Annotated in this window: 27 protein-coding genes and 1 tRNA gene; 17 read left to right on the top strand and 11 right to left on the bottom strand. The window is 65.4% G+C overall.

Features of this window, described 5'->3' with window-relative positions:
• Positions 1–37 precede the first annotated feature (37 nt).
• The 3 genes from ACFFU4_RS05575 to ACFFU4_RS05565 all read right to left on the bottom strand — a co-directional run bounded on the left by ACFFU4_RS05575 (position 38) and on the right by ACFFU4_RS05565 (position 3,691).
• Positions 38–1,522 (bottom strand): NAD(P)(+) transhydrogenase (Re/Si-specific) subunit beta, encoded by a 1,485-nt coding sequence (locus tag ACFFU4_RS05575; protein ID WP_377067911.1) that lies wholly within the window; start codon positions 1,520–1,522, stop codon positions 38–40.
• A 13-nt stretch (positions 1,523–1,535) separates the two neighbouring features.
• Positions 1,536–3,110, bottom strand: a complete 1,575-nt coding sequence (locus tag ACFFU4_RS05570) for a Re/Si-specific NAD(P)(+) transhydrogenase subunit alpha (protein WP_377067909.1) — start codon at positions 3,108–3,110, stop codon at positions 1,536–1,538.
• A gap of 128 nt (positions 3,111–3,238) precedes the next feature.
• Positions 3,239–3,691, bottom strand: a complete 453-nt coding sequence (locus ACFFU4_RS05565) for a methyltransferase family protein (protein ID WP_377067907.1) — start codon at positions 3,689–3,691, stop codon at positions 3,239–3,241.
• Positions 3,692–4,166: 475 nt separating this feature from the next.
• On the opposite strand from ACFFU4_RS05565, the gene ACFFU4_RS05560 reads away from it, so the two are divergent.
• Positions 4,167–5,129: an acetyl-CoA carboxylase carboxyltransferase subunit alpha gene (locus ACFFU4_RS05560; RefSeq protein ID WP_377067905.1), complete on the top strand. Its 963-nt coding sequence runs from the start codon at positions 4,167–4,169 to the stop codon at positions 5,127–5,129.
• Positions 5,130–5,135: 6 nt separating this feature from the next.
• On the opposite strand, the gene ACFFU4_RS05555 is transcribed toward ACFFU4_RS05560, so the two are convergent.
• Genes ACFFU4_RS05555 through ACFFU4_RS05545 form a run of 3 tightly spaced genes read right to left on the bottom strand, consistent with a single transcriptional unit; the run spans position 5,136 to position 7,689 of the window.
• Positions 5,136–6,302, bottom strand: coding sequence for a cation:proton antiporter (locus ACFFU4_RS05555; RefSeq protein ID WP_377067903.1), 1,167 nt, complete (start codon positions 6,300–6,302; stop codon positions 5,136–5,138).
• A 3-nt stretch (positions 6,303–6,305) separates the two neighbouring features.
• Positions 6,306–6,953, bottom strand: coding sequence for a GntR family transcriptional regulator (locus tag ACFFU4_RS05550; RefSeq protein WP_377067901.1), 648 nt, complete (start codon positions 6,951–6,953; stop codon positions 6,306–6,308).
• A 46-nt stretch (positions 6,954–6,999) separates the two neighbouring features.
• Positions 7,000–7,689, bottom strand: a complete 690-nt coding sequence (locus ACFFU4_RS05545; protein WP_377067899.1) for a M48 family metallopeptidase — start codon at positions 7,687–7,689, stop codon at positions 7,000–7,002.
• Positions 7,690–7,803: 114 nt separating this feature from the next.
• Between ACFFU4_RS05545 and ACFFU4_RS05540 the strand changes: the two genes are divergently transcribed.
• From ACFFU4_RS05540 to ACFFU4_RS05510, 7 genes are all read left to right on the top strand, one after another.
• Positions 7,804–8,130 carry a TIGR02300 family protein gene (locus ACFFU4_RS05540; RefSeq protein WP_377067897.1) on the top strand — a complete coding sequence of 109 codons (327 nt, stop codon included), beginning with the start codon at positions 7,804–7,806 and terminating at the stop codon, positions 8,128–8,130.
• Positions 8,131–8,213: 83 nt separating this feature from the next.
• Positions 8,214–8,289: transfer RNA gene (locus ACFFU4_RS05535), tRNA-Ala, on the top strand.
• A 570-nt stretch (positions 8,290–8,859) separates the two neighbouring features.
• Positions 8,860–10,149 carry a lipoprotein-releasing ABC transporter permease subunit gene (locus tag ACFFU4_RS05530; protein WP_377067895.1) on the top strand — a complete coding sequence of 430 codons (1,290 nt, stop codon included), beginning with the start codon at positions 8,860–8,862 and terminating at the stop codon, positions 10,147–10,149.
• Positions 10,142–10,825 (top strand): ABC transporter ATP-binding protein, encoded by a 684-nt coding sequence (locus ACFFU4_RS05525; RefSeq protein ID WP_377067893.1) that lies wholly within the window; start codon positions 10,142–10,144, stop codon positions 10,823–10,825. Before ACFFU4_RS05530 ends, ACFFU4_RS05525 begins: the two co-directional genes overlap by 8 nt.
• Positions 10,822–11,217 carry a c-type cytochrome gene (locus ACFFU4_RS05520; protein WP_377067891.1) on the top strand — a complete coding sequence of 132 codons (396 nt, stop codon included), beginning with the start codon at positions 10,822–10,824 and terminating at the stop codon, positions 11,215–11,217. Before ACFFU4_RS05525 ends, ACFFU4_RS05520 begins: the two co-directional genes overlap by 4 nt.
• A 38-nt stretch (positions 11,218–11,255) precedes the next feature.
• Entirely contained in the window at positions 11,256–11,657 is a 402-nt protein-coding gene (locus ACFFU4_RS05515; protein WP_377067887.1) for a DUF4864 domain-containing protein, read from the top strand.
• A gap of 121 nt (positions 11,658–11,778) precedes the next feature.
• Entirely contained in the window at positions 11,779–14,070 is a 2,292-nt protein-coding gene (locus tag ACFFU4_RS05510; protein ID WP_377067885.1) for a glycosyl hydrolase family 28-related protein, read from the top strand.
• Between the two features lie 4 nt (positions 14,071–14,074).
• On the opposite strand, the gene ACFFU4_RS05505 is transcribed toward ACFFU4_RS05510, so the two are convergent.
• Entirely contained in the window at positions 14,075–14,734 is a 660-nt protein-coding gene (locus ACFFU4_RS05505) for a hypothetical protein (RefSeq protein WP_377067883.1), read from the bottom strand.
• Between the two features lie 110 nt (positions 14,735–14,844).
• Between ACFFU4_RS05505 and ACFFU4_RS05500 the strand changes: the two genes are divergently transcribed.
• From ACFFU4_RS05500 to ACFFU4_RS05480, 5 genes are all read left to right on the top strand, one after another.
• Positions 14,845–15,162 carry an antibiotic biosynthesis monooxygenase family protein gene (locus tag ACFFU4_RS05500; RefSeq protein WP_377067881.1) on the top strand — a complete coding sequence of 106 codons (318 nt, stop codon included), beginning with the start codon at positions 14,845–14,847 and terminating at the stop codon, positions 15,160–15,162.
• Complete coding sequence (locus ACFFU4_RS05495; RefSeq protein WP_377067879.1) at positions 15,162–15,449, top strand: DUF5665 domain-containing protein; 288 nt, start codon at positions 15,162–15,164, stop codon at positions 15,447–15,449. Before ACFFU4_RS05500 ends, ACFFU4_RS05495 begins: the two co-directional genes overlap by 1 nt.
• An 82-nt stretch (positions 15,450–15,531) precedes the next feature.
• Positions 15,532–15,939 carry a universal stress protein gene (locus ACFFU4_RS05490; RefSeq protein WP_377067877.1) on the top strand — a complete coding sequence of 136 codons (408 nt, stop codon included), beginning with the start codon at positions 15,532–15,534 and terminating at the stop codon, positions 15,937–15,939.
• Positions 15,940–16,006: 67 nt separating this feature from the next.
• Positions 16,007–16,252 (top strand): TFIIB-type zinc ribbon-containing protein, encoded by a 246-nt coding sequence (locus tag ACFFU4_RS05485; RefSeq protein ID WP_377067875.1) that lies wholly within the window; start codon positions 16,007–16,009, stop codon positions 16,250–16,252.
• A gap of 44 nt (positions 16,253–16,296) precedes the next feature.
• Positions 16,297–16,626, top strand: a complete 330-nt coding sequence (locus ACFFU4_RS05480) for a VanZ family protein (protein ID WP_377067873.1) — start codon at positions 16,297–16,299, stop codon at positions 16,624–16,626.
• A gap of 3 nt (positions 16,627–16,629) precedes the next feature.
• Here the strand turns inward: ACFFU4_RS05480 and ACFFU4_RS05475 are convergent, their stop codons facing one another.
• The 4 genes from ACFFU4_RS05475 to uvrB all read right to left on the bottom strand — a co-directional run bounded on the left by ACFFU4_RS05475 (position 16,630) and on the right by uvrB (position 20,302).
• Positions 16,630–16,929 carry an aspartate aminotransferase gene (locus ACFFU4_RS05475; protein ID WP_377067871.1) on the bottom strand — a complete coding sequence of 100 codons (300 nt, stop codon included), beginning with the start codon at positions 16,927–16,929 and terminating at the stop codon, positions 16,630–16,632.
• Between the two features lie 63 nt (positions 16,930–16,992).
• Positions 16,993–17,382, bottom strand: coding sequence for a PIN-like domain-containing protein (locus ACFFU4_RS05470; RefSeq protein ID WP_377067869.1), 390 nt, complete (start codon positions 17,380–17,382; stop codon positions 16,993–16,995).
• Complete coding sequence (locus ACFFU4_RS05465) at positions 17,375–18,052, bottom strand: hypothetical protein (protein ID WP_377067867.1); 678 nt, start codon at positions 18,050–18,052, stop codon at positions 17,375–17,377. Before ACFFU4_RS05465 ends, ACFFU4_RS05470 begins: the two co-directional genes overlap by 8 nt.
• A gap of 51 nt (positions 18,053–18,103) precedes the next feature.
• Positions 18,104–20,302, bottom strand: a complete 2,199-nt coding sequence (gene uvrB, locus ACFFU4_RS05460) for an excinuclease ABC subunit UvrB (protein ID WP_377067865.1) — start codon at positions 20,300–20,302, stop codon at positions 18,104–18,106.
• A 415-nt stretch (positions 20,303–20,717) separates the two neighbouring features.
• On the opposite strand from uvrB, the gene acs reads away from it, so the two are divergent.
• The 4 genes from acs (at position 20,718) to ACFFU4_RS05440 (ending at position 25,484) form a co-directional block, all read left to right on the top strand.
• Entirely contained in the window at positions 20,718–22,658 is a 1,941-nt protein-coding gene (gene acs / locus ACFFU4_RS05455) for an acetate--CoA ligase (protein ID WP_377067863.1), read from the top strand.
• A gap of 13 nt (positions 22,659–22,671) precedes the next feature.
• Positions 22,672–23,358, top strand: a complete 687-nt coding sequence (locus ACFFU4_RS05450; protein ID WP_377067861.1) for an adenylate kinase — start codon at positions 22,672–22,674, stop codon at positions 23,356–23,358.
• A 69-nt stretch (positions 23,359–23,427) separates the two neighbouring features.
• Positions 23,428–23,688 carry a DUF4212 domain-containing protein gene (locus tag ACFFU4_RS05445; RefSeq protein ID WP_050662583.1) on the top strand — a complete coding sequence of 87 codons (261 nt, stop codon included), beginning with the start codon at positions 23,428–23,430 and terminating at the stop codon, positions 23,686–23,688.
• 14 nt (positions 23,689–23,702) lie between these two features.
• Complete coding sequence (locus ACFFU4_RS05440) at positions 23,703–25,484, top strand: sodium:solute symporter family protein (protein ID WP_377067859.1); 1,782 nt, start codon at positions 23,703–23,705, stop codon at positions 25,482–25,484.
• Positions 25,485–25,566 lie beyond the last annotated feature (82 nt).

Below are 25,566 nucleotides of genomic sequence, written 5' to 3'. Positions count from 1 at the left end.
AGGCCGCGCCCTATCTGTCTGCGGCCTGGAACGATGCTCACTCGATCTTGCCCAGCAGGCTCGTCACGCTGGCCTTGGCATCGCCATAGAACATCCGCGTGTTGTCCTTGAAGAACAGCGGGTTCTCGATCCCGGAATAGCCGGTGCCCTGGCCGCGTTTGCTGACAAACACCTGCTTGGCCTTCCACACTTCCAGCACCGGCATGCCGGCGATGGGGCTGTTGGGATCGTCCTGTGCCGCCGGGTTGACGATATCGTTGGAGCCGATGACGATGACCACGTCCGTATCCGGGAAATCCTCGTTGATCTCGTCCATTTCCATGACGATATCGTAGGGCACCTTGGCCTCGGCCAGCAGCACGTTCATGTGCCCCGGCAGGCGGCCCGCGACCGGGTGGATGGCAAAGCGCACGGTCTTGCCCTTGGCCCGCAGCTTGTTGGTCAGCTCGCTGACGGCACCCTGCGCTTGCGCCACCGCCATGCCGTATCCCGGCACGATGATGACCGAGTCAGCCTCGTTGAGCGCGTTGGCGACACCGTCGGCGTCGATGGCGACCTGCTCGCCCTCGATCTCCGCCGCCGGGCCCGAGGCCCCGCCGAACCCGCCGAGGATCACGCTGACGAACTGCCGGTTCATCGCCTTGCACATGATGTAGCTCAGGATCGCCCCCGAGGAGCCGACCAGCGCGCCGACCACGATCAGGAGGTCATTGCCGAGGCTGAAGCCGATCGCCGCCGCCGCCCAGCCCGAGTAGCTGTTGAGCATCGACACCACCACCGGCATGTCGGCGCCGCCGATCCCCATGATCAGGTGATAGCCGATAAAGAGCGCCAGAAGCGTCAGCAGCACCAGCGTCCACACGCCCGCGCCGCCAAGGTACATCGCCGCGAACAGCAGCGACAGCGCCGCCGCACCGGCGTTGAGAACGTGACCGCCGGGCAGCTTTTTCGCGGCCCCGTCCACCTTGCCCGCCAGCTTGCCATAGGCGATCACCGAGCCGGTGAACGTGACCGCGCCGATCCAGATGCCCAGCATCAGCTCGACCTTGAGGATATTGACCTCAACCGCCGTCTTCTTGGCCACGATGGCGGCAAAGCCGCTGAATTCCTTGGCGAACGCCGCCGCCTCTGCCGAGACCTCTTCGGGCCGGGGAAAGGCGAGGCCCGCCTCGCCAAACGCCGCCGCGACGCGGCTCATCTCAAGGTCGGCGTTGAAGCCCACGAACACCGCCGCAAGGCCCACGAGGCTGTGCATGATCGCCACCAGCTCGGGCATCTGCGTCATCTGCACCCGCGTGGCGAGCTGGTAGCCCACCGCCGCGCCCGCGGCGATCAGCACCGCCGACAAGAGCCACAGCCCCTGACCGGGCCCGACCATCGTCGCCAGAACGGCGATGGTCATGCCGGTGATGCCGTACCAGATGGCGCGCTTGGCGCTTTCCTGCCCCGACAGCCCGCCAAGCGACAGGATGAAGAGAACCGCCGCGACCGCGTAGGCCGCTATGGTGAATCCGAAATCCATGATCCCCTCCGCCTTATGATTTCTGGAACATGGCGAGCATGCGCCGTGTCACGAGGAAGCCGCCGAAGATGTTGATCGCCGCCATGAACACCGCGAGCGCGGCGAGGATCGTGATGACCACCGAACTCGACCCGATCTGCATCAGCGCGCCCAGGATGATGATCGACGAGATCGCATTGGTGACCGCCATCAACGGCGTGTGCAGGCTGTGGCTCACGCCCCAGATCACCTGGAATCCGACGAACACCGCCAGCAGGAACACGATGAAGTGCTGCATGAAGCTCGCCGGGGCCACGAGGCCCACCGACAGCACCAGCGCGCCGCCGATGGCCAGCAGCGTGACCTGCCTCTTGGTCTGCGCCTTGAACGCGGCGATCTCCTGCGCGCGTTTTTCTTCCGCGGTCAGTTCCTTCGGCTTTTCCTTCGCGGGCGCGGCGGCGATCGCGGCCACCTTGGGCGGCGGCGGCGGCCAGGTGATCTCGCCCTTGTGCGTCACCGTGGAGCCACGGATCACGTCATCCTCCATGTCGTGCACCACCTGCCCGTCCTTTTCGGGGGTCAGGTCGGTCATCATGTGGCGGATGTTGGTGGCATAGAGCGTGCTGGCCTGCGTCGCCATCCGGCTCGGGAAATCGGTATAGCCGATGATGGTCACGCCGTTTTCGGTGACGATCTTGTCGTCGGCGACGGTCAGCTTGCAGTTGCCGCCCTTCTCGGCGGCCAGATCGACGATCACCGAGCCGCGCTTCATGGATTTCACCATGTCCTCGGTCCAGAGCTCGGGTGCCTCGCGGTTGGGGATGAGCGCGGTGGTGATGACGATATCCACCTCCGGCGCCAGCTCGCGGAACTTGGCCAACTGCGCCTCGCGGAACTCGGGCGACGAGACCGAGGCATAGCCGCCCGAGCTTGAGCCGTCCTTCTGTTCCTCCTCGAAATCGAGATAGACGAATTCCGCCCCCATCGATTCGACCTGTTCGGCCACCTCGGGGCGCACGTCAAACGCATAGGTGATCGCGCCGAGGCTGGTGGACGTGCCGACGGCGGCGAGCCCCGCCACGCCCGCGCCCACGACCAGCACCTTGGCGGGCGGCACCTTGCCCGCCGCCGTGATCTGCCCGGTGAAGAAGCGGCCGAAATTGTTGCCGGCCTCGATCACCGCGCGGTAGCCCGCGATATTGGCCATCGAGCTCAGCGCGTCCATCTTCTGTGCGCGGCTGATGCGCGGCACCATTTCCATGGCGATGACGGTGGCACCCTTCTTCGCTGCCGTCTCCAGCCCGGCCTCGTTGCCGCCGGGGTTGAAGAAAGAGATCAGCGTCAGGTCCGTGCGCAGCCGTTTCAACTCGGTCTCGGTGGGCACACGCACCTTGGCGACCACGTCCGCGGCCTTCCACAGCGCGGCGGCGGTCTTGACGATCTCGACGCCCGCCTCCTCGTAGGCGGCATCGGCGAATCCCGCGCGCTCGCCCGCGCCGGTCTCGATCGCGCAGTCATATCCCAGTTTCTGAAGCTGAAGCGCAGAGTCCGGCGTCATCGCGACGCGATTCTCGCCCTCCATCACCTCCTTTGGCGTTCCGATTTTCACGTTTCCTGTCCCCCTCTGGCAGATCCTGTCTGTCGATGGCCGCCGGCCACCCGGTGCCGGGCCGGTTCTCATAAAAGCGGTTATTTCACACTATTTTGCGACTTGCGATATCAAGTTTGCGGCGGCTGCTACAGCCAACGCCGGGTTTTTTCGCAATAGCGGGCAAAATCGGCCCGGAAAGTGCGGCGCATGCGGTTCTCCTCGGGGACCACGAATCGCCGCTCGATCACCCAGACGAAAACCGGGACCAGCGGCAGCGCCAGCACCGCGTCCCAGCGCAGGATCAGCCCCGCGAGGATCAGCGCGTCGCCCAGGTAGATCGGGTTGCGCGAGCGTTTGAATATGCCCGACTGAATGAGCCGCTCTGGCGTCTCGTGCGGCACGATGGTGGTCTTGTGCTTGCGAAATTCCATCGCCGCCAGCGCGATCAGCAGCACACCGCCGCCGACCAGCACGCCGCCCGCGAAATCCACCCATCCGCCGCCAAGGCTCAAGCCCATGGGGGCCCAGGTCGCCTGTGCCCACGCCAGCACGAGAAAGCCCGCGAGCCAGACGGGGGGCATGTCGATCCATTTCAGCATTCGTGCGGCGCTCCGGCGTTGTGTCGCTGGCACCATGCACGGCAGGGCGGCGATGTCAAAACCGGGCCGCGTCCCTTGCCTGAAGCGGACGTCGGGGTGAGCCGCGCCGTCGCATGTCCGCGGGCAGGCGATCTGACGGTTCTTCAGTGCACTTTATGTCTGCTTTCCCGCAAAACATGCAATCGGCGCGCTGGCTGAGCCACATCGCCTGTCCGTCACGCCAAAGGCGTGCCGACTGTATCGGCGCACCTTTGGTGCGACGGGGCGGACATGCGATGGCGCGGCGGCCTTCGGCCTTGATTCCGCGCCGGAGACAAGCACCCAACGACCGCAACAGGCCAATTGCGCCGCCGGGCACCGCGCGATTGCGGATCCGGCAACCGGCCCGCCCGCACCCCCGCCCGCACCGTTATGATTGCAAATCGCGTCGAGGCCCGCCATATAACCCCGCGGCAGACCGGAAGGCGAACGCGCGATGACCCATTATCTCGACTTCGAAAAACCCCTCGCCGAGATCGAGGGCAAGGCCGAGGAACTGCGCGCGCTGGCGCGCTCCAGCGAGGAGATGGATGTCGAGGAGGAGGCCGGCGCGCTCGACCGCAAGGCCGCCGACATGCTGCGCGATCTCTACAAGTCGCTGACGCCGTGGCGCAAATGCCAGGTGGCGCGCCACCCCGAGCGCCCGCGTTGCCGCGACTACATCGCCGCGCTGTTCACCGAATACACGCCGCTCGCCGGGGACCGGGTGTTCGGCGAGGATGCCGCCGTCATGGGCGGTCTCGCGCGGCTGGGCGATCGCCCGGTGATGGTGATCGGCCAGGAGAAGGGGCACGACACCCAGAGCCGCCTCGTGCACAATTTCGGCATGGCCCGCCCCGAGGGCTATCGCAAGGCGGTGCGCCTGATGGAGATGGCCGACCGCTTTGGCCTGCCGGTGGTGACGCTGGTGGACACGCCCGGTGCCTATCCCGGCAAGGGCGCCGAGGAGCGCGGGCAGTCCGAGGCCATCGCGCGCGCCACCGAGACCTGCCTGCGGATCGGTGTGCCGCTCGTCTCTGTCATCATCGGCGAGGGCGGATCGGGCGGCGCGGTGGCCTTTGCCAGCGCCAACCGCGTGGCGATGCTGGAACATTCGGTCTATTCGGTGATCTCGCCCGAGGGCTGCGCCTCGATCCTGTGGAAGGATGCCGAAAAGATGCGCGAGGCCGCCGAGGCACTGCGCCTGACGGCGCAGAACCTCGTCCGGCTGGGCGTGGTGGACCGCATCATCCCCGAGCCGCTGGGCGGTGCGCATCGCGACCGCGACGCCACCATCGCGGCGGTCGGCACGGCGATTTCGGCGATGATCGACGGGCTGGCGGCCAAGGATCGCGCCGCGCTCATCCGCGACCGGCGCGAGAAATTCCTCGAACTGGGGGCGCGGGGGCTGGCCGCCTGACCGCGCTCAGCCGTCGTCGTTGCCCGCCCGCCGCGCCGCGACCAACGTGGCCAGCGGGCCGATCGCCTCGAAGATGACGGTGGTCGCCACGGTCAGCCCCAGGATCAGGTCGGCCTGATCGGGAAATTCGCGCGCCGCGATCAGCGCCATGCCCACCGCGACGCCCGCCTGCGGCAACAGCGCCACGCCATACCACGGGCGGTGCGTCGCCGGGGTGCCGGCCAGGGTCCCGCCGATCCAGCCCCCGGCCATCCGCGCCGCGATGCGCAGCGCGACATAGGCCGCGCCGACCATCCCGAACCCGGCGATGCGCCCGGTATCCAGCGACGCCCCCGCCAGCACGAAGAACAGGATCATGAACGGCCACTGAATATGTGCGATCTCGTGGAAGGCGCGCTCGTGGTGGTGCGCGCGGTTGGCGATCACCGCCCCCGCGGCCATCCCGGCCAACAGGAACGACACCTCCGCCACCTGCGCCAGCCCGGCGGTGAGGAACACCACCCCCAGCGCCTCGGTCAGTTGCGGCTCGCCCGGGGCGAGCCGCCCGGTGAGATGCGCCGCCGGCACCCCGACCAGCAGCCCGAGCCCCAGCGCCCCGGCGATCTCCCACAGTGCGTGCCCGAGATGCGAGAGCGCCACGCCGCCCGCGAAACCGCCCGCCACCGCCACGGCGAGCGCGAAGACCAGCACGCCCCAGGCGTCATCCACCGCGACGATGCCGCGCACCAGATCGGGAAACGCACCGCGCGCCCCCGATTGGCGCAGCGCGTCCTGCGTCGCCGCCGGATCGGTGGCGGTGGCGATCGCCCCGAGGATGATCGCCACCGGCGCGGGCACCCCCAGCAGCCACAGCCCCGCCGCCACCAGCGCCACCGTGGCCAGGACGACGACGATCGAGATCGACAGGATCGCGCGACCGTGCCGGTGCAGCGTCTCGCCCGTGAGCGTGTTGCCCAGCACGAACGCCACCATCGTCAGCGCCGTGACCGACAGCAGGTCGTACAGCGACTTCAGGTCCTGCGGGATGAGATCGAGCCCCGCGCCCCCCGCCGCGATGCCGCAGATCAGCAGCAGCGTCACCCGCGGCAGCCGCGTGCGCCGCCCGACCGCATCGGCGGCCAGACCGACAAGGAACAGCACGCCGAGCGCAATGAGGATGGGGCCGAACGCCATCGCTCAGCCCACCAGCATCCGCAGCCCCTGCGTCACGTCCGAGCGCACGGCGAGCCGCAGCCCCGGCTCGTCCCCGGCCTTGAGCGCGGCGATGATCAGGCGGTGGAAATGCGGTGGCTCCTTCTGCCGCAGACGGCCATAGAGCGCGCGCATGGTGGGGCCGAGTTGCAGCCACACCGTCTCGGCCATCGCCAGCATCGCGGGGGCCTGCGCGCGCAGGTAGAGCGTGCGGTGAAATTCCAGGTTGCGGCGGATATAGCCGACGGCATCGTGCCGGGCGATATCCTCGGCGATGCGCGCGTTGATCGTCTGCAGCCGGTCGATCAGCGCGATATGCGCGCGCGGCAGGGCGCGGCTCGCCAGCTCCACCTCCAGAAGCGAGCGCAGCGCCGCCAGCTCCTCGATCCGCTCGTTGCCCAGCTCCGGCGTCGAGACGCGGCCCGAACTCGACATGGTGAGCGCCCCCTCGGCGGCGAGCCGCCGCAGCGACTCGCGCGCGGGCGTCATCGACACGCTGAACTCGGCGGCGATGCCGCGCAGGGTGAGCGCCTGTCCCGGCGCGATCTCACCATGCATGATGCGCGTGCGCAGCGCGCGATAGGTACGGTCATGGGCCGCCGGGGCCGGATCGGGGCGCGGTGCGATCAGCATGGCGGCATGTGATCACAAATCGCGCGCCAGTCAACCGCGGACCCGGTCAATCGAACCGATACCGGTGCAGCCCGGCCCCCTCGCGACGCAGCCACGCGCGCGGCGCGTCGTAGTCCGGCAGGAGCCGCGCCACCACCGCCCAGAAGGCGGGCGAATGGTTCATCTGCGCAAGGTGCGCCACCTCGTGCGCGGCCACGTAATCGAGCACCCCGGGCGGCGCGAGGATCAGCCGCCAGGAATAGCTGAGCCCGCCGCGCGCCGAGCACGACCCCCAGCGCGAGCGGGTATCGCGCAGCGTGAGCCGGGCATAGCCGAGCCCCAGCCGTGCCGCGTGGATGTCGGAGGCCGCCGCCAGCCGGTCGCGCGCCCGCGCCCGGAGCCACGCGCGCAGCCGCGGCGCCAGCGTCTCGGCGGGGCCGGGGACACGGATCTCGTCCGCATCGAGCCGCACCTGCCGTCCCGTCCCCGCCACGATCCGCCGCATCTCGCCTTCGACGGGCAGCGCCGCACCCGGCGCGATGTCCACGCGATCGGGCTGCGCGGCCAGCGTCCGGCGCAGCCAGTCCGCCCGGCTCCGCGCGAAACCAAGCGCCTCCGCCTCGCTCACCCCGCGCGGCAGTGTCAGCGTCACCGTACCGTCCAGCCCCGACACCCGAAGCGACAGCCGCCGCGCCCGCGCGCTGCGGCGCAGGGTGACGGCAACGGGGGGGTTGCCGGGGATGAGATGCTGGCCCATATAGCCTCCGACAAACGTGACGGCGCACCCGCCGCAAAGCCTTTGACTCGGTATCATGGTTATGGCAGGTGCGCCGGATCGCGTGCAAGATCGACAGTTGAAAGAGGATCACCCATGCCCAAGGAAGAATGGGGCGTCAAGCGTGTCTGCCCGACCACCGGCAAGCGTTTCTATGACCTGAACAAGGACCCCGTCGTCAGCCCCTACACCGGCGAGGTGGTCGAGATCGTATCCGGCAAGTCACGGGCCATGACGCCCGATGCCGAGGACGCGGCCACGAAGAAGTCGAAGGCCACGACCAAGGAATCCGAGAGCGGTGACCTGATCGAGGGCGACGACGCGGTCGAGGTCGAGATCGACGACGATCTGCTCGAGGACGATGACGAGGACACGGTCTCGCTCGACGACATCGCCGACGTGGAGTCCGACGAGGACATGTAATCCCGCACATGCGGGATTTTCCTCTTGATCCCGCTGCCCGCTTTGTCTAAGTGCGGCGCACGTCCCGGAAGGGTCGGAAAAACGGGGCCTTAGCTCAGCTGGGAGAGCGCTTGCATGGCATGCAAGAGGTCAGGGGTTCGATCCCCCTAGGCTCCACCAACCTTCCTTCAGATCAATATGCTAGCTGAATACCGGAGTGGTGTGACACACGGGGGGTGACACAACATCAAGCGACATGCGTATCTGAGCCGATCACGACACGGTATATTTTACGTCCGCTGGCCACTGCCAACAGATGACCGCCGGGCCACCCGAAGGACCCTGCGACTGTCATTGAAGCATCGCCGCGACGCGGTTGGATGATGCCTGACCAGCCGCAGGGCGGGTGCCAACCCGCCGCCTCCCCGATTTCTTCAAAAGAAATCGGGCCGAAATCCTTTCAGGATTTCGCAACCCCGGCAGCGCACGGACGTCGAGCGGCGGACACACCCCGTCACCGGTCGCCGCGTCAAGCATCGCTCGCGCCTGGCACCGCACCGATACGATACCGGCGCGATACCGACACAATACCGACAGGGGTTTCACCGCAACATCGCTGCGTTAATCCGATTGCCCCGCCTCGCGGGCACCCTGCCTGTCCCCGTCGGCCTTCTCCGGTGCCGCCGCGCCGCCCTTGACGCCCCCCCTTGAAAACCGCACTGTCCGCGCGATTTCCCGCAAGGAGCCGACATGGCCGCGACGCCCCCCCCTTTCGCCGCATTCGAATGGTTGATCGCGTGGCGCTACCTGCGCGCGCGCCGGGCCGAGGGCGGGGTCAGCGTGATGACCTGGATCAGCCTTCTGGGGATCACGCTGGCCGTCTTTGCCCTCATCGCAACCCTTTCTGTTCGCTCGGGTTTCCGCGCGGAATTCGTCGATACGATCCTCGGTGCCAACGCCCATGCCACGGTCTACATGGCCGGTCAGGCGGACCCGGTGACGGGCCGCATGGACCGGACCATCGCCGATTATGACGCCATGGCCGAACGCCTGCGCGCGCTGCCACAGGTCACCCGCGCCGCGCCGCTGGTCAAGGGACAGGTGATGGCGACGGCGCAGGGGCGCAATGGGGGCGTCGAAGTCTTTGGAATCGCACCCGAACATCTCGCCACTATCCCGCGCGTGGCCGACCCCGAAACGGCGCAGGGCGATCTCTCCCGCTTCGCGCAGGGGATCGCCATCGGCTCGGGCGTGGCGCGCGAGCTGGGCCTCGGCGTCGGCGACCGCATCCGCATCATCTCGCCCGACGGGGTCAAGACGCCTCTGGGCACAAGCCCCCGGATCAACGCCTACGAGGTGGTCTATATCTTCACCGCCGGACGCTATGACATCGACCGGGTGCGCGTCTACCTGCCGTTTGCCGAGGCGCAGCGGTTTTTCAACCGCGACGGACGCGCCGACGAGATCGAGGTGATGGTGACAAACCCCGAGCGGATCGAGGCGATGGTGCCCGATCTCTTGCGCGCGGCGGGTGAGCGGGCGCTGGTCTGGACGTGGCGGGATTCCAGCGGTGCGTTCCTCAGGGCATTGGAAGTAGAGGATAATGTGATGTTCGTCATCCTGTCGATCCTGGTGCTGATCGCGGCGCTCAACATCACCTCGGGCCTTGTCATGCTGGTCAAGAACAAGGGCCGCGATATCGGCATCCTGCGCACGATGGGGCTGAGCGAAGGGTCGGTATTGCGGGTGTTTTTCATCTGTGGCGCACTGACCGGCCTGCTGGGGACGCTGTTCGGGGTGATCCTCGGTTGTCTCTTCGCGATCTATATCGACCCGATCTTTTCCCTTGTGAACGTGATGATGGGCGGGCAGGTCTGGGACCCGTCCATCCGCGGCATATATCACCTGCCCGCGCGTCTGGAGGCGGGGGATGTGCTGACCGCGGTGGCGCTGTCGCTGGGGTTGAGCTTTGTCGTGACGATCTTTCCGGCGCGGCGGGCGGCGCGGATGAACCCGGTGGAGGCGCTGCGCTATGAGTGAACCGATGCTGCGCCTCGACGGCGTCGAGAAGGGATACAATCGCGGCCGCGTGGGCGAGATCCTCGTGCTTCGGGGCGTGAACCTGCAGGTTCATCCCGGCGAGATGGTGGCGCTGGTGGCGCCCTCGGGGGCGGGCAAGTCCACCCTGCTGCACATCGCCGGGCTGCTCGACACCGCCGATGTCGGCACGGTCGGGATCGGCGGCGAGGCGGCCACCGGGCTGGGCGACCGGCGGCGCACGGCGTTGCGGCGGCGCGCGATCGGGTTTGTCTATCAGTTCCACCACCTGCTGCCGGAATTCTCGGCGCTGGAGAACGTGGTGCTGCCGCAGCGCGCCAATGGCGTGCCGCGCCGCGAGGCCGGGACGCGGGCGCTGGAGTTGCTGGGCGAAGTGGGTATCGCCGACCGTGCCGATCACCGTCCGGCGGCCATGTCCGGGGGCGAGCAGCAGCGGGTGGCGTTCTGCCGCGCGCTGGCCAACCGCCCCGGGCTGTTGCTGGCCGACGAGCCCACGGGCAACCTCGATCCCGGCACCTCGGATCAGGTGTTTGCCGCGCTGGAGCGGCTGGTGCGGGGCGAGGGGCTGGCGGCGCTCATTGCCACGCACAACCTCGACCTTGCCGCGCGGATGGACCGGGTGGTGCGGCTCGACAAGGGACGGGTGGTGACACCATGAGATGGCTGCTGACAGGGTTGGTGATCGCGGCGGCAGGCATCGCCGCCGCGCAGGATGCGCATATCGGCGAACGGCTCTACGATCGCTATTGCGGCGCCTGCCATGGCGAGACCGGCGCGGGCGATGGCCCGATGACCCGGGTGCTCACTCCGCCGCCGCCGGACCTCACGCGGCTGGCGGCGCAGAATGACGGGACGTTTCCGCGCCGCCGGGTGGTCTGGCGGATCGACGGGCGCGACCCGATCCTCGCGCATGGCAACGAGATGCCGGTATTCGGCGAGTTGCTGGCGGGCGAGGCGCTCGATATCCGCGACGAGACCGGCGAGGTGCTGCACAGCACGCAGCCGATGGCCGACCTGCTCGCGTTTCTCGAGAGCTTGCAGGTGCGGTGATCCGGGCTATTTCCCCCGCAAACAGCGGAGGAAAGATCATGCGACATTTCATCCTGTCGATCCTGTTGACCCTTCTGGCCGTCGCGCCGCTCCGGGCCGGGGAAAGCGTCGCGCGCGCCGTGATTTCGGACCAGATCGCGGCGTTCGAGGCCGGGGAACTTGGCCGCGCCTACGGGTTCGCGAGCCCGTTCATCCAGGAGAAATTCCAGACACCGGAGACCTTTGGCCGGATGGTGCGGGAGGGCTATCCGATGGTGTGGCGGCCCTCGGAGGTGACGTTCCTGGAGGCGCGCGAGATGGGGGGCCGTCTGTGGCAGGAGGTATTCCTGCGCGATGCCGCCGGGCGCGGCTGGATCGCCGAATACGAGCTGGTCGGGATCGACGGCGAGATGCGTATCAACGGCGTGCGCATCCGCGAAGCCCCCGACCAAGCCGTCTGAGCGCCGCAGGGGGCACCGTCACGGCGCACCGTCACGGCGGCCTGAGACCCGGTTAACCGGGCGTTGATAGCTCCCTTTCCCGGCACGCGACCCGCAGGCGCGCAGATGGAAAGGGACCCCCATGAACAAGGCAATAACCCAAGGCATCGTCTTCATGCCTCCGCCCTTTGCGGCGGGGCTCGATCAATGGTCGAGCGGCGATGGCCGCCCCGGATCGGACACCTACGAGAGCGCGCCCAATGCGGCCTTTGTTCCTGCCGACCAGGATTTCGGGGGTGCGCTGGAGGTGCAGAAGGTCGAGGCGGTGCAGCGCCTGCGCTACATGGGCGAGACGCCGGTCCTGCCGGGCTGTTACCTGCGTATCCGGGCGCGCGTGAAGGCGATCGCGGGCAACCTGCCGGACGTGCGCATCGCCGCCTTTGCCGGGGACGCGGGCGGCGCGCCGCTGTCGGGCGTGACGGTGACCGGGCCGCAGGTGACGTTGACTACCTATGGCGAGGTGGTCGAGGTGAGCGCCATCGTCGGCACCGGGCAGCGCACCGGCGTCGACATGGTCTGGGGGCCGCAGGCGATGTTCGGGCATTTCGGCCTTGATCTCACCGGGCCGTCGGGGGGCGTGGTGCGCATCGACGACATCGGGATCGAGGATGTGAGCCGGTTCTTCCTGCGCGACGTGATCGCGACGGTCGATGTGCGCGATTACGGGGCCATAGGCGACGGGGTGAGTGACGATCACGCCGCCTTCGAGGCCGCCGACACGGCGGCGGGGGGCCGCGAGATCATCGTGCCCGCGGGCACGTATTTCCTCGGGAGCAGCACCACGATCCAGAGCCGCATCCGGTTCGAGGGGACGGTGGTGATGCCCGACGCGGCGATCCTCGCGCTGACCAAGAATTTCGACCTGCCCGCCTATATCGACGCCTTCGGCGACAGCGAACTCGCGTTCAGGAAGGCGTATCAGGCGCTGCTGAACAATGCCGGGCACGTGACGCTCGATCTGGCAGGGCGCAAGATCGCGCTGCGCGCGCCCGTCGACATGCAGGCTGCGGTCGGCAACCGCACCACCTACAACCAGCGCCACGTGATCCGGAACGGCCAATTCTCGGTCTTTCCCACACCCGCCTTCGACACCGAGGTGGTGACCTCGCAAGCCACCTACAGCCCCGGGACCGCCGTCAGGGAGCTGACCGGGGTGGTCGACGTGGCCAACGTGCCGGTGGGCGCGCTGGTCGAGGGGGATGGCGTGGGGCGCGAGGTCTATGTCACGTCGCGCAACGTGGCGGCGGGGCGTTTGACGATAAGCCAGCCGCTGTTCGACGCCGCCGGAACCCAGATGTTCACCTTTCGCCGGTTCAAGTACATGCTGGATTTCAGCGGCTTCCAGGACGTGTCGCGGATGGCGTTTTCGGAGGTGGATTTCCAGTGCACGGGCGATTGCAGCGGGGTTCTGCTGCCGCCGCAGGGATCGGCCAACCATTTTCGCGACTGTTTCTTCACGCGGCCCAAGGATCGCGGTATCACCAGCCATGGCGAGGGCGATCAGGGCATGATGATCGACCGCTGCCAGTTTCTCTCGGACGAGGCCCCGCTTGTCGTGAGCGAGCGCCGCACCATCGGCTTCAACGCCAATGCCAACGATCTCAAGGTGCGCGACTGCCGCGCCACGTTCTTTCGGCATTTCGCGGTGATCGCCGGGTCAAGCTCGCTGATCAGCGGCAACCACGTCTTTCAGGGCGATTCCGCGCCGGGGGGTGTGCGGAGCGCGGGCTGGGTGCTGACCCGGACCAACAATCGCGGCACGATCAGCGGCAACTATATCGACAACTGTTTCATCGACTGGGGCAACGAGCACGATCACGCCCCCGATTTCGCCAGCGAATTCTCGTTCAGCGCGCTGAGCATCACCGGCAACGTGTTTCTCGCCAGCGATGTGGCACCGTGGTTCACCTATATCGTGGTCAGGCCGCACGGGCCGGGGCATTTCCTCGACGGCATGATCGTGACCGGCAACACGTTCCGCGCGATCGGCTCGATCACCCGTGTGGAGAGCGTGGATACCAGCTTTGCCGATCTCGATTACGACCGGGTGGGCAACATCACGTTCGCCGGGAACAGCTTTCACAACGTGGACGTCCCGGCCCGGAGCCCGCTGGCGATGGTGCATATCGAGGCCAGCGCCGCGGCAACGTGGGTGGTGACCCCGGCGCCGCGGCTGCCGTTCGGGGCGTGGGCGCAGACGGTCGAATCGGTGCTGGCCGAGGGGGTGTTGCGCGATGGCGGTGGCAACGCGGTGCATGCCAGCCCGTGGTTCGAGGCGCGACAGGGGCCGGAGAGGGACCGGATCCACCTGCACTGGCCGCAGCCGGTTTCGGGAAAGGTGATCCTGCGGGTGCGGATCGACGACGCGGTCTGATCGCTCAGAACTTGCGCCACAGGCCGAGTTTTATCCCGCGCTCGCCGCCGCCCGAGAGCGGCTCGGACACGCCGAATTCGATATGTGTACCGGGCCGCGCCTCGTAGACGAGGGAGGGGGCGAGGCGCAGGTAGTCGCGCCCCTGCGCCGGCACGCCGGCCTGGAACTGCACCATTGCCTTGATGCGCGCGCCGAGCGACAGCCCAGCGGTCAGGTCGGTCTCGTAGGCGGTGCCGCCGCCCGTGAAGAGGATCGCGCGGGTATCGGCGTTGAGCCAGCCGTGGTGGGTGCCGAGGCTGAACTCGCGCCCGACCGAGACCGCGGGGCGCAGGGCGTTTTCGCCCTCCACCTGCCCCGCGCCGATCTCGAGCGCGAGCTTGAGGGGGCGCGACGGCCGCCCCAGTGGCCAGCGCAGTAACCCGATGGCCTTGGTCATGCGCTGAATGTCACCGCCCAGGTCCACCCCGAAGGTCAGCCGCGCGGTGGCCCCGTACTCGGCATAGAGGCTGAAGTTCTGCCGGTAGAGGCCGAATTCGTCGGGCCCCTCGACCGTGGCCGAGGTCGACAGGAACCCTTCGCCCCTGGCGCGCGGCCACGCCCCGCCCTGAACGGCCGTGGCGAGCCACGGCAGCAGCGCGAGGACGAGGATCAGGCGTTCGAGCATGGTTACCCCCGCCTTAACCCTCGTCAACAAGGGTAAACCGCAGGTTAAGACCGACGCGGAATTTACCGCCATGACGCACCGTGCTACTCAACAGGCAGGAGGACAGCGCCATGCTCACCATTAGCCAAGACCGTCACCACCAGACCGTTCTGACCACCTTCGAGGTCACGCCGGGCACATGCGAGGACGTGCTCGACCTGCTCACCACCGCCTATCGTGAGGTGATCTCGAAGCAGCCCGGCTTCATCGCCGCGGCGCTGCACGTCAACGATGCGCAGACCCGTATCGCCAACTACTCCCAATGGCGTGCCCGCGAGGATTTCCAGGCGATGCTGCGCGGTGACGAGATGCGCGTGCGCAACCGCGAGATCAACGCCCTGTGCAAGGGATTCGAGCCGGTCATGTACGACGTGGCGACCGTCTTGTGATGGGCGGACCGCCGCGCGAATCCGAAGACCTTGCCCGCGAGGTCCACGCCCTGCGCACCGAGGTGGCGCGCCTCAACAGCCACCGCTTCGTGCGCATCCACAACAACCTGCCGCGCCTGCTCGCCTTTAATTTTGCGCGCGGGCTGGCGGTGGGGCTGGGCACGGTGCTGGGCGCGACGGTGCTGTTGTCGGTGGTGGTCTGGTCGCTCAGCCAGATCGAGTTCCTGCCGATCATCGGCGAATGGGCGGCGCAGATCGCCGAGCAGATGCGCGCCGCGCAGGAGTGACCGCGCAGCGTGTGATCTGGATCAAGGCGGCCGTCGGCCTTTCGCGCGAAACTGCGGCAAATCAACGCGAAAGGACAGCCTCATGTATGCCCATGTTCTGGTGCCCGTTTCCTTCGACACCGAGCGCGACAGCGCCGGGGCCCTTGCCGTCGCGCGCCTGCTGGCGGGCGAGGCGGGCCATATCAGCCTGCTGCACGTGATCGAGCAGGTGCCTGCCTATGCCGCCTCTTACCTGCCGGCCGGCTATCAGAGCGAGGCGCGCAAGGCTGTCGAGGCGCGCCTCGCCGAACTGGCCGCCGACCTGCCCGATGCCAGCGCCCATGTGGTCGAAGGGCATTCGTCGCGCACCATTCTCGACTGGACCGAGAGCCACAGCCCCGATTGTATCGTCATCGCGAGCCACCGCCCCGGGATGCAGGACCTGCTGCTGGGCTCGACGGCGGCCAAGGTGGTGCGTCACGCGCCTTGCGCGGTGCATGTGGTCCGCTGACGGGAAGGACCTTGCCAAACGGCCCCGCGGCCCCCACCTGATCGGGGAAACAGACAGGAGGTGGCCGATGCAATGCCCGATTGACGGAGCCGAACTGGTGCTCGCCGAGCGTGCCGGGGTCGAGATCGACTATTGCCCGAAATGTCGCGGCGTGTGGCTCGACCGGGGCGAGCTCGACAAGATCATCGACCGGTCGGCACCCGAGGCCCCGCCGCCGCGCGACCACCGCGACAGCGGCGGGTATCGCGACGATCATGGCGGGAAACCGCGCAAGAAACGCGGTGGATTCCTCGAAGACCTGTTCGACTTCTGAACGCCCGCTTGCGCCGGGCATCAGGCAGCGTTAGCCAAGCGGTCATGGCCCATGCCCTGACCGCCCTTCTGGCGCTCGTCATCGCGCTGATCACGCTGCTGCCGCTGCCGCCGGGACCGGCGGGCGTGCCCGGCCTCGACAAGCTGGCGCATTTCGTGACCTTCGCGGTGCTGGCGGTGCCGCTGGCATGGCGCTTTCCCCATCTGTGGCGCGCGGTCGCGCTGATGGGGCTGGTCTATGGCGGGCTGATCGAGATCGTGCAGCCATATATGGGGCGCAGCGCCGAATGGGCCGATCTGGTGGCCGACGGGCTGGGCGCGGTCCTGGGCGCATGGGGCGCGGCGCGGATCGGGCGCAGACGGCGGGCGGTGTGAGGGTCACGGCCGATGTCGTGCGCCGAAGTCTTGAAAAGACTTCGGTCCGATTTCTTTTGAAGAAATCGGCGGTGGTGTGAGCCAGCGGATCGGCGCGCGGTTGCAGAAGATGATGATCTGGCCCGAGTTCTCGACCGCCCGATAGCCGCGCCGGTGGATTTCACGCATGAACCGCTCCATTCCCGCGAAGCGCTCGATATCGCGGGCCTTGCGCCGGATCACGGTGCCTTGTTGGACCGCGCGTGAGGTGAAGAGGTCATGCAGCCAGACCTCGGGCGAGAGGGGCGAGTTTCGGTTTCGCATGATGTGAGCATGTGGGACGGTTGGTTAAGGTAAGGTCAAGGCGGGCAGGGTGGCTGGAAACGGTCAAAGCGACCTGAATTTTGACTTGTTCTCCGGCAACTGAAATAAGCCGTTTTCCACCGCGTTTCGTTGTACGAGTATCTTGTCCCAATGCCAGATGATTGCCGCTGCTTGCTCGTTAATTTTTTTCTTCAGCAAAGCTGGAGACAAATAGAAAGCAACCACTTTATTCCGTAGAATTGCCGCCCTTTCGGCCTTCTTTCGGGAATTTTGTAGATCTTTCGAAATCACTATCCATCCTATCCCCAATTGATTGAAGTAATCGATGTCCGAAATGTTGGTTGGGAATTTTTCTCGAAGTGCAAAAGCTTCGTGGCCGTCGAGTTTTATTAGCTCATTCAGCGCACGAGCAATACTTGGAGGCATGTTGTGGTCAAAAAGTACCTTAGTCATGTGCCTCGTCTAAGCTTCGTTCGAACGAGATACATGCTTTAAGTTCGGTAGAGGGAATTTCGTAAATCTTTGAAAGGTATGCCAAGTTCTTGAACTCTCTAAATTCTTTCGAAACTACGCCAGTAGAAACGCCGTATTTATCCAAGATCGGATCGCCAAAATGACGAGATGGATCAATGATTACTGATGAAAACTGTCGCGGCCTCCACCTAGCTGCCAAGTTTCCTTCGTATTCCAAATCATTGAGCGATTGAGATATAATTTCGCGGAAGACTTTCTGGCCGGGCCGCTTCTTCGAAAGGCTAACGAACTCACCGTCTTTTTCTACGGCATCCATCAATATCTCAGTTCCGTCAGTTTTGAACGACTGTGAGGCCAGGGGCCGATCTAATGCGTATTTTTCTTCAGCAAAGGAAATTGCAAAGCGAATTGCCTGTAGCGAAATTGAAGCACGCCTAAGCGCCGCCACAACTCGTACCTCGACGAGATCAAGAAAGCTGATCTCGGTTATGTCTTCATCTAAGAATTGATAATGTGCGCGCCAGAGGGGTGGATTTGGACCGCTTCCTCGCGTCCATCTTAGGACTTGCTGCGCGCTCGTTCCAATGAGACGCGCTGCTTCCCTCGGTGTGTAAACACCTCTTCCAAGAATCGCGTCATCTAGCGGCATTCAAGTCCTCCTAGCATCTTCTACCTCTGAAGTATTGCTCCTGAATAGTCCTTATCTCCCCCGCCGCTTCACATTCCCCCCGTGCTGCCCCGGACGTCCTGCCGTTGATCGCCCGCGTGAGCCCACGGCGGCGTCGCTGGCCTTTTCCACCGCCTGTTGCCGGGCCAGAGGATCGTCGGCCACCGCCAGGTCCACCGCCTCCAGCCGCTTGACCTCGTCGCGCAGCCGTGCGGCCTCTTCGAATTCCAAATTCTCGGCGGCCTTGCGCATGTCGGTGCGCAGCCCTTCCAGTACCGCTTGCAGGTTCGCCCCGGCCATCGGCTTGTCGACCTTGGCGGTGACGCGGTTCATGTCCACGTCGCCCTTGTAGAGCCCTTGCAGGATGTCATCGACATTCTTGCGGATCGTGGCGGGGGTGATGCCGTGTTCCTCGTTATAGGCGATCTGCTTGGCGCGGCGGCGGTCGGTTTCGTCCATCGCGCGCTGCATCGAGCCGGTGATGCGGTCGGCATACATGATCACCCGGCCATCGGCGTTGCGCGCGGCGCGACCGATGGTCTGAATCAGCGAGGTCTCCGAGCGCAGAAAACCCTCCTTGTCGGCGTCCAGAATGGCCACCAGTCCGCATTCGGGGATATCCAGCCCCTCGCGCAGGAGGTTGATGCCAATGAGCACGTCGAAGGCGCCGAGGCGCAGGTCGCGCAGGATCTCGATCCGCTCGATCGTGTCGATGTCGGAATGCATGTAGCGCACGCGGATGCCCTGTTCGTGCAGGTATTCGGTCAGGTCCTCGGCCATGCGCTTGGTCAGCGTGGTGCAGAGCGTGCGATAGCCCGCCTCGGAGACGCGGCGCACCTCGTCGAGCAAGTCATCGACCTGTGTCTCGACGGGGCGGATTTCCACCTGCGGATCCAGGAGCCCGGTGGGGCGGATCACCTGTTCGGTGAAGACGCCGCCGGTCTGCTCGATCTCCCACTTGGCGGGGGTGGCGGAGACGAAGACCGATTGCGGGCGCATCGCGTCCCATTCCTCGAACTTGAGGGGGCGGTTGTCCATGCAGGAGGGCAGGCGAAAGCCGTGTTCGGCCAGCGTGAACTTGCGCCGGTAGTCGCCCTTGTACATGCCGCCGATCTGCGGGACCGAGACGTGGCTCTCGTCGGCGAAGACGATGGCGTTGTCGGGGATGAATTCAAAGAGGGTGGGGGGCGGCTCGCCGGGGGCGCGGCCGGTGAGGTAGCGTGAATAGTTCTCGATGCCGTTGCAGACGCCGGTCGCCTCCAGCATCTCCAGATCGAACTGTGTGCGCTGCTCCAGCCGCTGCGCCTCCAAGAGTTTGCCGTCGCCGACCAGTTGGTCGAGGCGGGTGCGCAGCTCGCGTCTGATGCCGATGATGGCCTGCTGCATCGTCGGCTTGGGGGTCACGTAGTGGCTGTTGGCGTAGACGCGGATCTGGTCGAACGTGTCTGTCTTTTCGCCGGTGAGCGGGTCGAATTCGGTGATGCTCTCCAACTCCTCGCCGAAGAAGCTGAGCCGCCAGACGCGATCCTCGAGGTGGGCGGGGAAGATTTCGAGGCTGTCGCCGCGCACCCGAAAGCTGCCGCGCTGGAAGGCCTGGTCGTTGCGCTTGTATTGCTGCGCCACCAGATCGGCCATGATCTTGCGCTGATCATAGCTTTCGCCGGTTTTCAGGTCCTGGGTCATCGCGCCGTAGGTCTCGACGCTACCGATGCCGTAAATGCACGATACCGAGGCCACGATGATCACGTCGTCACGTTCCAGAAGGGCGCGGGTGGCCGAGTGGCGCATCCGGTCGATCTGTTCGTTGATCTGGGATTCCTTCTCGATGAAGGTGTCGGAACGCGGCACATACGCCTCGGGCTGGTAATAGTCGTAGTAGCTGACGAAGTATTCCACCGCGTTCTCGGGGAAGAAGCCCTTGAACTCGCCGTAAAGCTGCGCGGCGAGCGTCTTGTTGGGGGCGAGGATGATGGCGGGGCGCTGTGTCTCCTCGATAACCTTGGCCATTGTGAAGGTCTTGCCGGTGCCGGTTGCCCCAAGAAGGACCTGGTCGCGCTCGCCGTCGCGGACCCCTTCGCTCAGTTCGGCAATCGCTGTCGGCTGATCGCCCGCCGGTTCGAATTCGGTCGCCATGGTAAAGCGTTTGCCGCCTTCCAGCTTTTCGCGGGTCGTCACATCCGGTGCTGGATGGGCGAGGATCGCCTCGGACCTGTCGGAATGGGCATAGGGCATCGCGGGTCTCCTTTGCGCCAAAGATGGCGTGTCCAGAGGCGGGTGCAAGGCCAATTCGGCGGGCCGCGGGATCGGATACGAATCTACCGGGGAAAATATGACGTCGCGTCATTTCTGCAGCTTGCGGCAGAGTGCCGCAGCGTGTCGCGTGGCGGGCTTCCGTCGCGCGAATGTGACGTGGCGGCACGCGCCACCCGAGTGGATTACAGCGCGAGGCGTGGAAAACCTGAGTGAAAGCTCGTAAGTAAAATATTTTACTATCTGTGAGGTCGGTAAGTGAGATTTTTTCACATAATTTATAAGGGGTAAGTATGATGTGTTAAATTTTTACGTATCATTGCGTATAGTATCCCGTGGAGTGCAAGGCCATCGTGACCGGCTGTCACATGGTCCCAGGGATGGAGGAATTAAAGCCATGGATGATGTCATTAATGCTGCAGGTGCGAATGCGCGCGGCCATCACATCGACGCGGACGATTATGCCCGCATGTACGCGCAATCCATTCAGGATCCGGAGGGGTTCTGGGGCGAGCACGGCAAGCGGCTCGATTGGATCAAGCCCTACACCAAGGTGAAGAACACCTCGTTCGCCTATGATGACGTGTCGATCAAGTGGTTCGAGGATGGCACGCTCAACGTCGCGGCGAACTGCGTTGACCGGCATCTGGCGACGCGCGGCGATCAGACCGCGATCATCTGGGAGCCGGATGAGCCGACGGACGAGGCGTTGCATATCACCTACCGCGAATTGCACGCGCAGGTCGGCAAGATGGCCAATGTGCTGAAATCGCTCGGCGTCGAAAAAGGCGACCGGGTGGTGATCTACCTGCCGATGATCCCCGAGGCGGCCTATGCCATGCTGGCCTGTGCCCGGATCGGTGCCATTCACTCCATCGTTTTCGCGGGCTTTTCGCCTGACGCCTTGGGCGCGCGGATCAACGGGTGTGACGCCAAGGTTGTGATCACCGCCGATCATGCGCCGCGCGGCGGGCGCAAGACCAAGCTCAAGGACAACGTCAATCAGGCGCTGTTGCATGACACCGACGACGTCAAATGCCTCGTGGTTCAGCGCACCGGCGATCAGGTGGCGTGGCGCGAGGGCCTCGATTTCTGGTGGCATGAAGAGGCCGGGAAGGTCAGTGCCGAGTGCGCCCCCGAGGAGATGAATGCCGAAGATCCGCTCTTCATCCTCTATACCTCCGGCTCCACCGGCATGCCCAAGGGTGTGGTGCATACCACCGGCGGGTATCTGACCTACGCGTCGATGACGCATGAGTACATTTTCGACTATCACGAGGGTGATATCTACTGGTGCACCGCCGATGTGGGCTGGGTCACCGGGCATAGCTATATCGTCTACGGCCCGCTGGCCAATGGCGCCACGACCGTGATGTTCGAGGGCGTACCGACCTACCCGGATGCGGGCCGCTTCTGGCAGGTGTGCGAGCGGCACAAGGTCACACAGTTCTACACCGCCCCCACCGCCATCCGCGCGCTGATGGGCAAGGGCACCGCCCCGGTCGAAGGGTCGGACCTGAGCAGCCTGCGCATCCTCGGTTCGGTCGGTGAGCCGATCAACCCCGAGGCCTGGAACTGGTATAACGAGAATGTCGGCAAGGGCCGCTGTCCCATCGTGGACACGTGGTGGCAGACCGAAACCGGCGGTATCCTGATCACGCCGCTGCCCGGTGTGACGCCCAACCCCAAGCCCGGCTCGGCGACCAAGCCGTTCTTTGGCGTGGCCCCTGTCGTGCTCGACGATCAGGGCAACGAGCTGGACGGCGCGACCGAGGGCGTGCTGGCGATCAAGGATAGCTGGCCCGGTCAGATGCGCACCGTCTGGGGCGATCACAAACGCTTTGTCTCGACCTATTTCGAGATGTTCAAAGGCTACTATTTCTCCGGTGACGGCTGCCGCCGCGACGCGGATGGCGATTACTGGATCACCGGCCGTGTCGATGACGTGATCAACGTCTCGGGGCACCGGATGGGCACTGCCGAAGTCGAAAGCGCGCTGGTTGCGCATGCGACCGTCAGCGAGGCTGCCGTGGTCGGTTATCCGCATGATATCAAGGGGCAGGGCATCTATTGCTATGTCACCCTGATGGACGAGGTCGAGGCCACGGACGAGCTGCGCACGCAGCTTGCCAACTGGGTGCGTCAGGAAATCGGCCCGATCGCCAAGCCGGATGTCATTCAATGGGCGCCGGGCCTGCCCAAGACGCGCTCGGGCAAGATCATGCGCCGCATCCTGCGCAAGATCGCAGAGAACGATTTCGACAGCCTTGGCGACACCTCGACGCTGGCCGATCCCTCGGTGGTGGATGATCTCATCACCAACCGCGCCGGCGCATGAGGGGGCTGTGACAATGGACGGAACCAAGACAGCACAAACCGCCGCCAATCTGGTCCTGCTCGGGCCGCCGGGCGCGGGCAAGGGCACGCAGGCGCGGATGCTGGAGGACGCGTTCGGGCTGGTGCAGCTCTCAACGGGCGATCTGCTGCGCGCCGCCGTCACGGCGGGCACCGACGCGGGCCAACAGGCCAAGGCGGTGATGGAGGCGGGCGATCTGGTCTCGGACGAGATCGTCATCGCGATCCTGCGCGACCGGCTGGCTGAGCCTGACTGTGCAAATGGCGTCATTCTCGACGGATTTCCGCGCACCACGGTGCAGGCCGAGGCGCTGGATGGGCTGATGGCCGATCTTGGTGCGGGTATTCGTGCCGCGATCAGCCTCGAGGTGGATGACGCCGCGATGGTGACGCGGATTTCCGGACGTTTCACCTGCGCGGGCTGCGGCGAGGGGTATCACGACACGTTCAAGACCCCTGCCGTCGAGGGTATCTGCGACAAATGCGGCGGCACCGAAATGACGCGCCGCGCCGATGACAATGCCGAAACGGTGGAGAGCCGCCTGCGCGCCTATCATGCGCAGACCGCGCCGCTGATCGACTATTACGACGCGCGGGGCGTGCTCGTCCGCGTCGATGCCATGGCCGGGATCGGCACCGTGGCGCAAGAGCTGAACACGATCGTCAAACAGGCGACCGCGTAAGGGAAGGCCCGCGCCGGGATGGTCCCGGCCCGGGCAGGAGGAAACCTTTGACAAAAGGGAGGACACGCTTTGTCCGATAAGGAAGCCGCAAAGGCATATTGGAAAACCAATGTGCGCATCATTCTCTGGAGCCTGGTGATCTGGGCTCTGGTCTCGTTCGGGTTCGGCATTCTGTTGCGCCCCATGTTGTCGGGGATCGCCGTGGGCGGCACCGACCTTGGGTTCTGGTTCGCACAGCAAGGCTCGATCCTGGTCTTTCTGGCGCTGATCTTCTTCTACGCCTGGCGGATGAACAAACTCGATGCCGAACACGGCGTCGGTGAAGAATAAGGGAGCCGGGGACAATGGATCAGTTTACACTCAACCTGATATTCGTGGGCGCATCCTTCGCGCTCTATATCGGCATCGCGATCTGGGCACGCGCCGGATCGACCTCTGAATTCTATGCGGCTGGCCGTGGGGTTCACCCCGTGACCAACGGCATGGCGACCGCCGCCGACTGGATGTCGGCTGCCTCGTTCATCTCGATGGCGGGCCTCATCGCCTTCACCGGCTATGACAACTCGACCTTCCTGATGGGCTGGACGGGCGGTTACGTGCTGCTGGCGCTCCTGCTGGCGCCTTACCTGCGCAAGTTCGGCAAGTTCACCGTCTCCGAGTTCATCGGCGACCGGTTCTATTCACCTACCGCACGCATGGTGGCGGTGATCTGTCTGATCGTCGCGTCGCTGACCTATGTGATCGGTCAGATGACCGGCGTCGGCGTGGCCTTTGGCCGCTTTCTGGAGATCTCCAACACCGCCGGTCTGCTGATCGGGGCCTGTGTGGTCTTTGCCTACGCGGTGTTCGGCGGCATGAAGGGCGTGACCTATACGCAGGTGGCGCAATACTGCGTGCTGATCATGGCCTATACCATCCCGGCGATCTTTATCTCGCTGCAACTGACGGGCAACCCGATCCCGGCGCTGGGTCTCTTTGGTGATCACGTCGCATCCGGCGAGCCGCTTCTGGCGAAACTCGATCAGATCGTGCGCGAACTGGGCTTCAACGAGTACACCGCCCATCACGGCGACACGTTCAACATGGTGCTCTTCACCCTGTCGTTGATGATCGGTACCGCCGGTCTGCCGCACGTCATCATGCGCTTCTTCACCGTTCCCCGCGTGGCAGATGCCCGCTGGTCGGCGGGCTGGGCACTGGTGTTCATCGCGCTGCTTTACCTCACCGCCCCGGCTGTGGGTGCGATGGCACGGCTCAACATCACCGACCTGATGTGGCCCAATGGCACCGATGCGCAGGCGGTTTCCGTCGAGCAGATCGAAACCGATGCCAAGTATGACTGGATGGCCACATGGCAGAAGACCGGCCTTCTGGGCTGGGAAGACAAGAACGGCGACGGGCGTATCCAGTACTATAACGACAAGAACGCCGAGATGCAGGAAAAGGCGGCTGCGAACGGGTGGGAAGGCAACGAGCTGACCAACTTCAACCGCGACATCCTGGTGCTTGCCAACCCCGAGATCGCCAACCTTCCGGGCTGGGTGATTGGTCTTGTCGCTGCCGGTGGTCTTGCCGCCGCGCTGTCGACGGCTGCCGGTCTCTTGCTGGCCATCTCCTCGGCGGTGAGCCACGACCTGATCAAGGGGCAGCTCAATCCGGGCATTTCGGAAAAGGGCGAGTTGCTGTCGGCGCGTGTCGCGATGGCGGCGGCGATCGTGGTGGCCACCTATCTGGGCCTCAACCCGCCGGGTTTTGCCGCGCAAACCGTGGCGCTGGCCTTTGGTCTGGCGGCGGCCTCGATCTTCCCGGCGCTGATGATGGGCATCTTTACCAAGGTGAACAACAAGGGTGCCGTGGCCGGCATGATCGCGGGTCTCGCGGTGACGCTGATTTACATCTTCCTGCACAAGGGCTGGCTGTTCATTCCCGACACCAACAGCTTCACCGATGCCGATCCGCTGCTTGGCACGATCAAGTCGACCTCCTTCGGGGCTGTGGGGGCTATGATCAACTTCGCGGTGGCCTTCACCGTGTCGAAGATGACGGCCCCGATCCCGCAAGAGATCGAGGACCTGGTCGAAAGCGTCCGCGTGCCCAGGGGTGCGGCGGCGGCTGTCGATCACTGAACGAACATGGCAGGGGCGGCGATGGCCGCCCCTGTCGATTTCCGCCCGCCGGTATTTACGGCTATCACGGGCGCTTTTAGAC

It is taken from the genome of Roseovarius ramblicola, from assembly GCF_042430665.1.
Lineage (GTDB): Bacteria > Pseudomonadota > Alphaproteobacteria > Rhodobacterales > Rhodobacteraceae > Roseovarius > Roseovarius ramblicola.
Note: the sequence above shows the minus strand (reverse complement) of the source record. Positions and strands in the feature narration are given on the sequence as shown.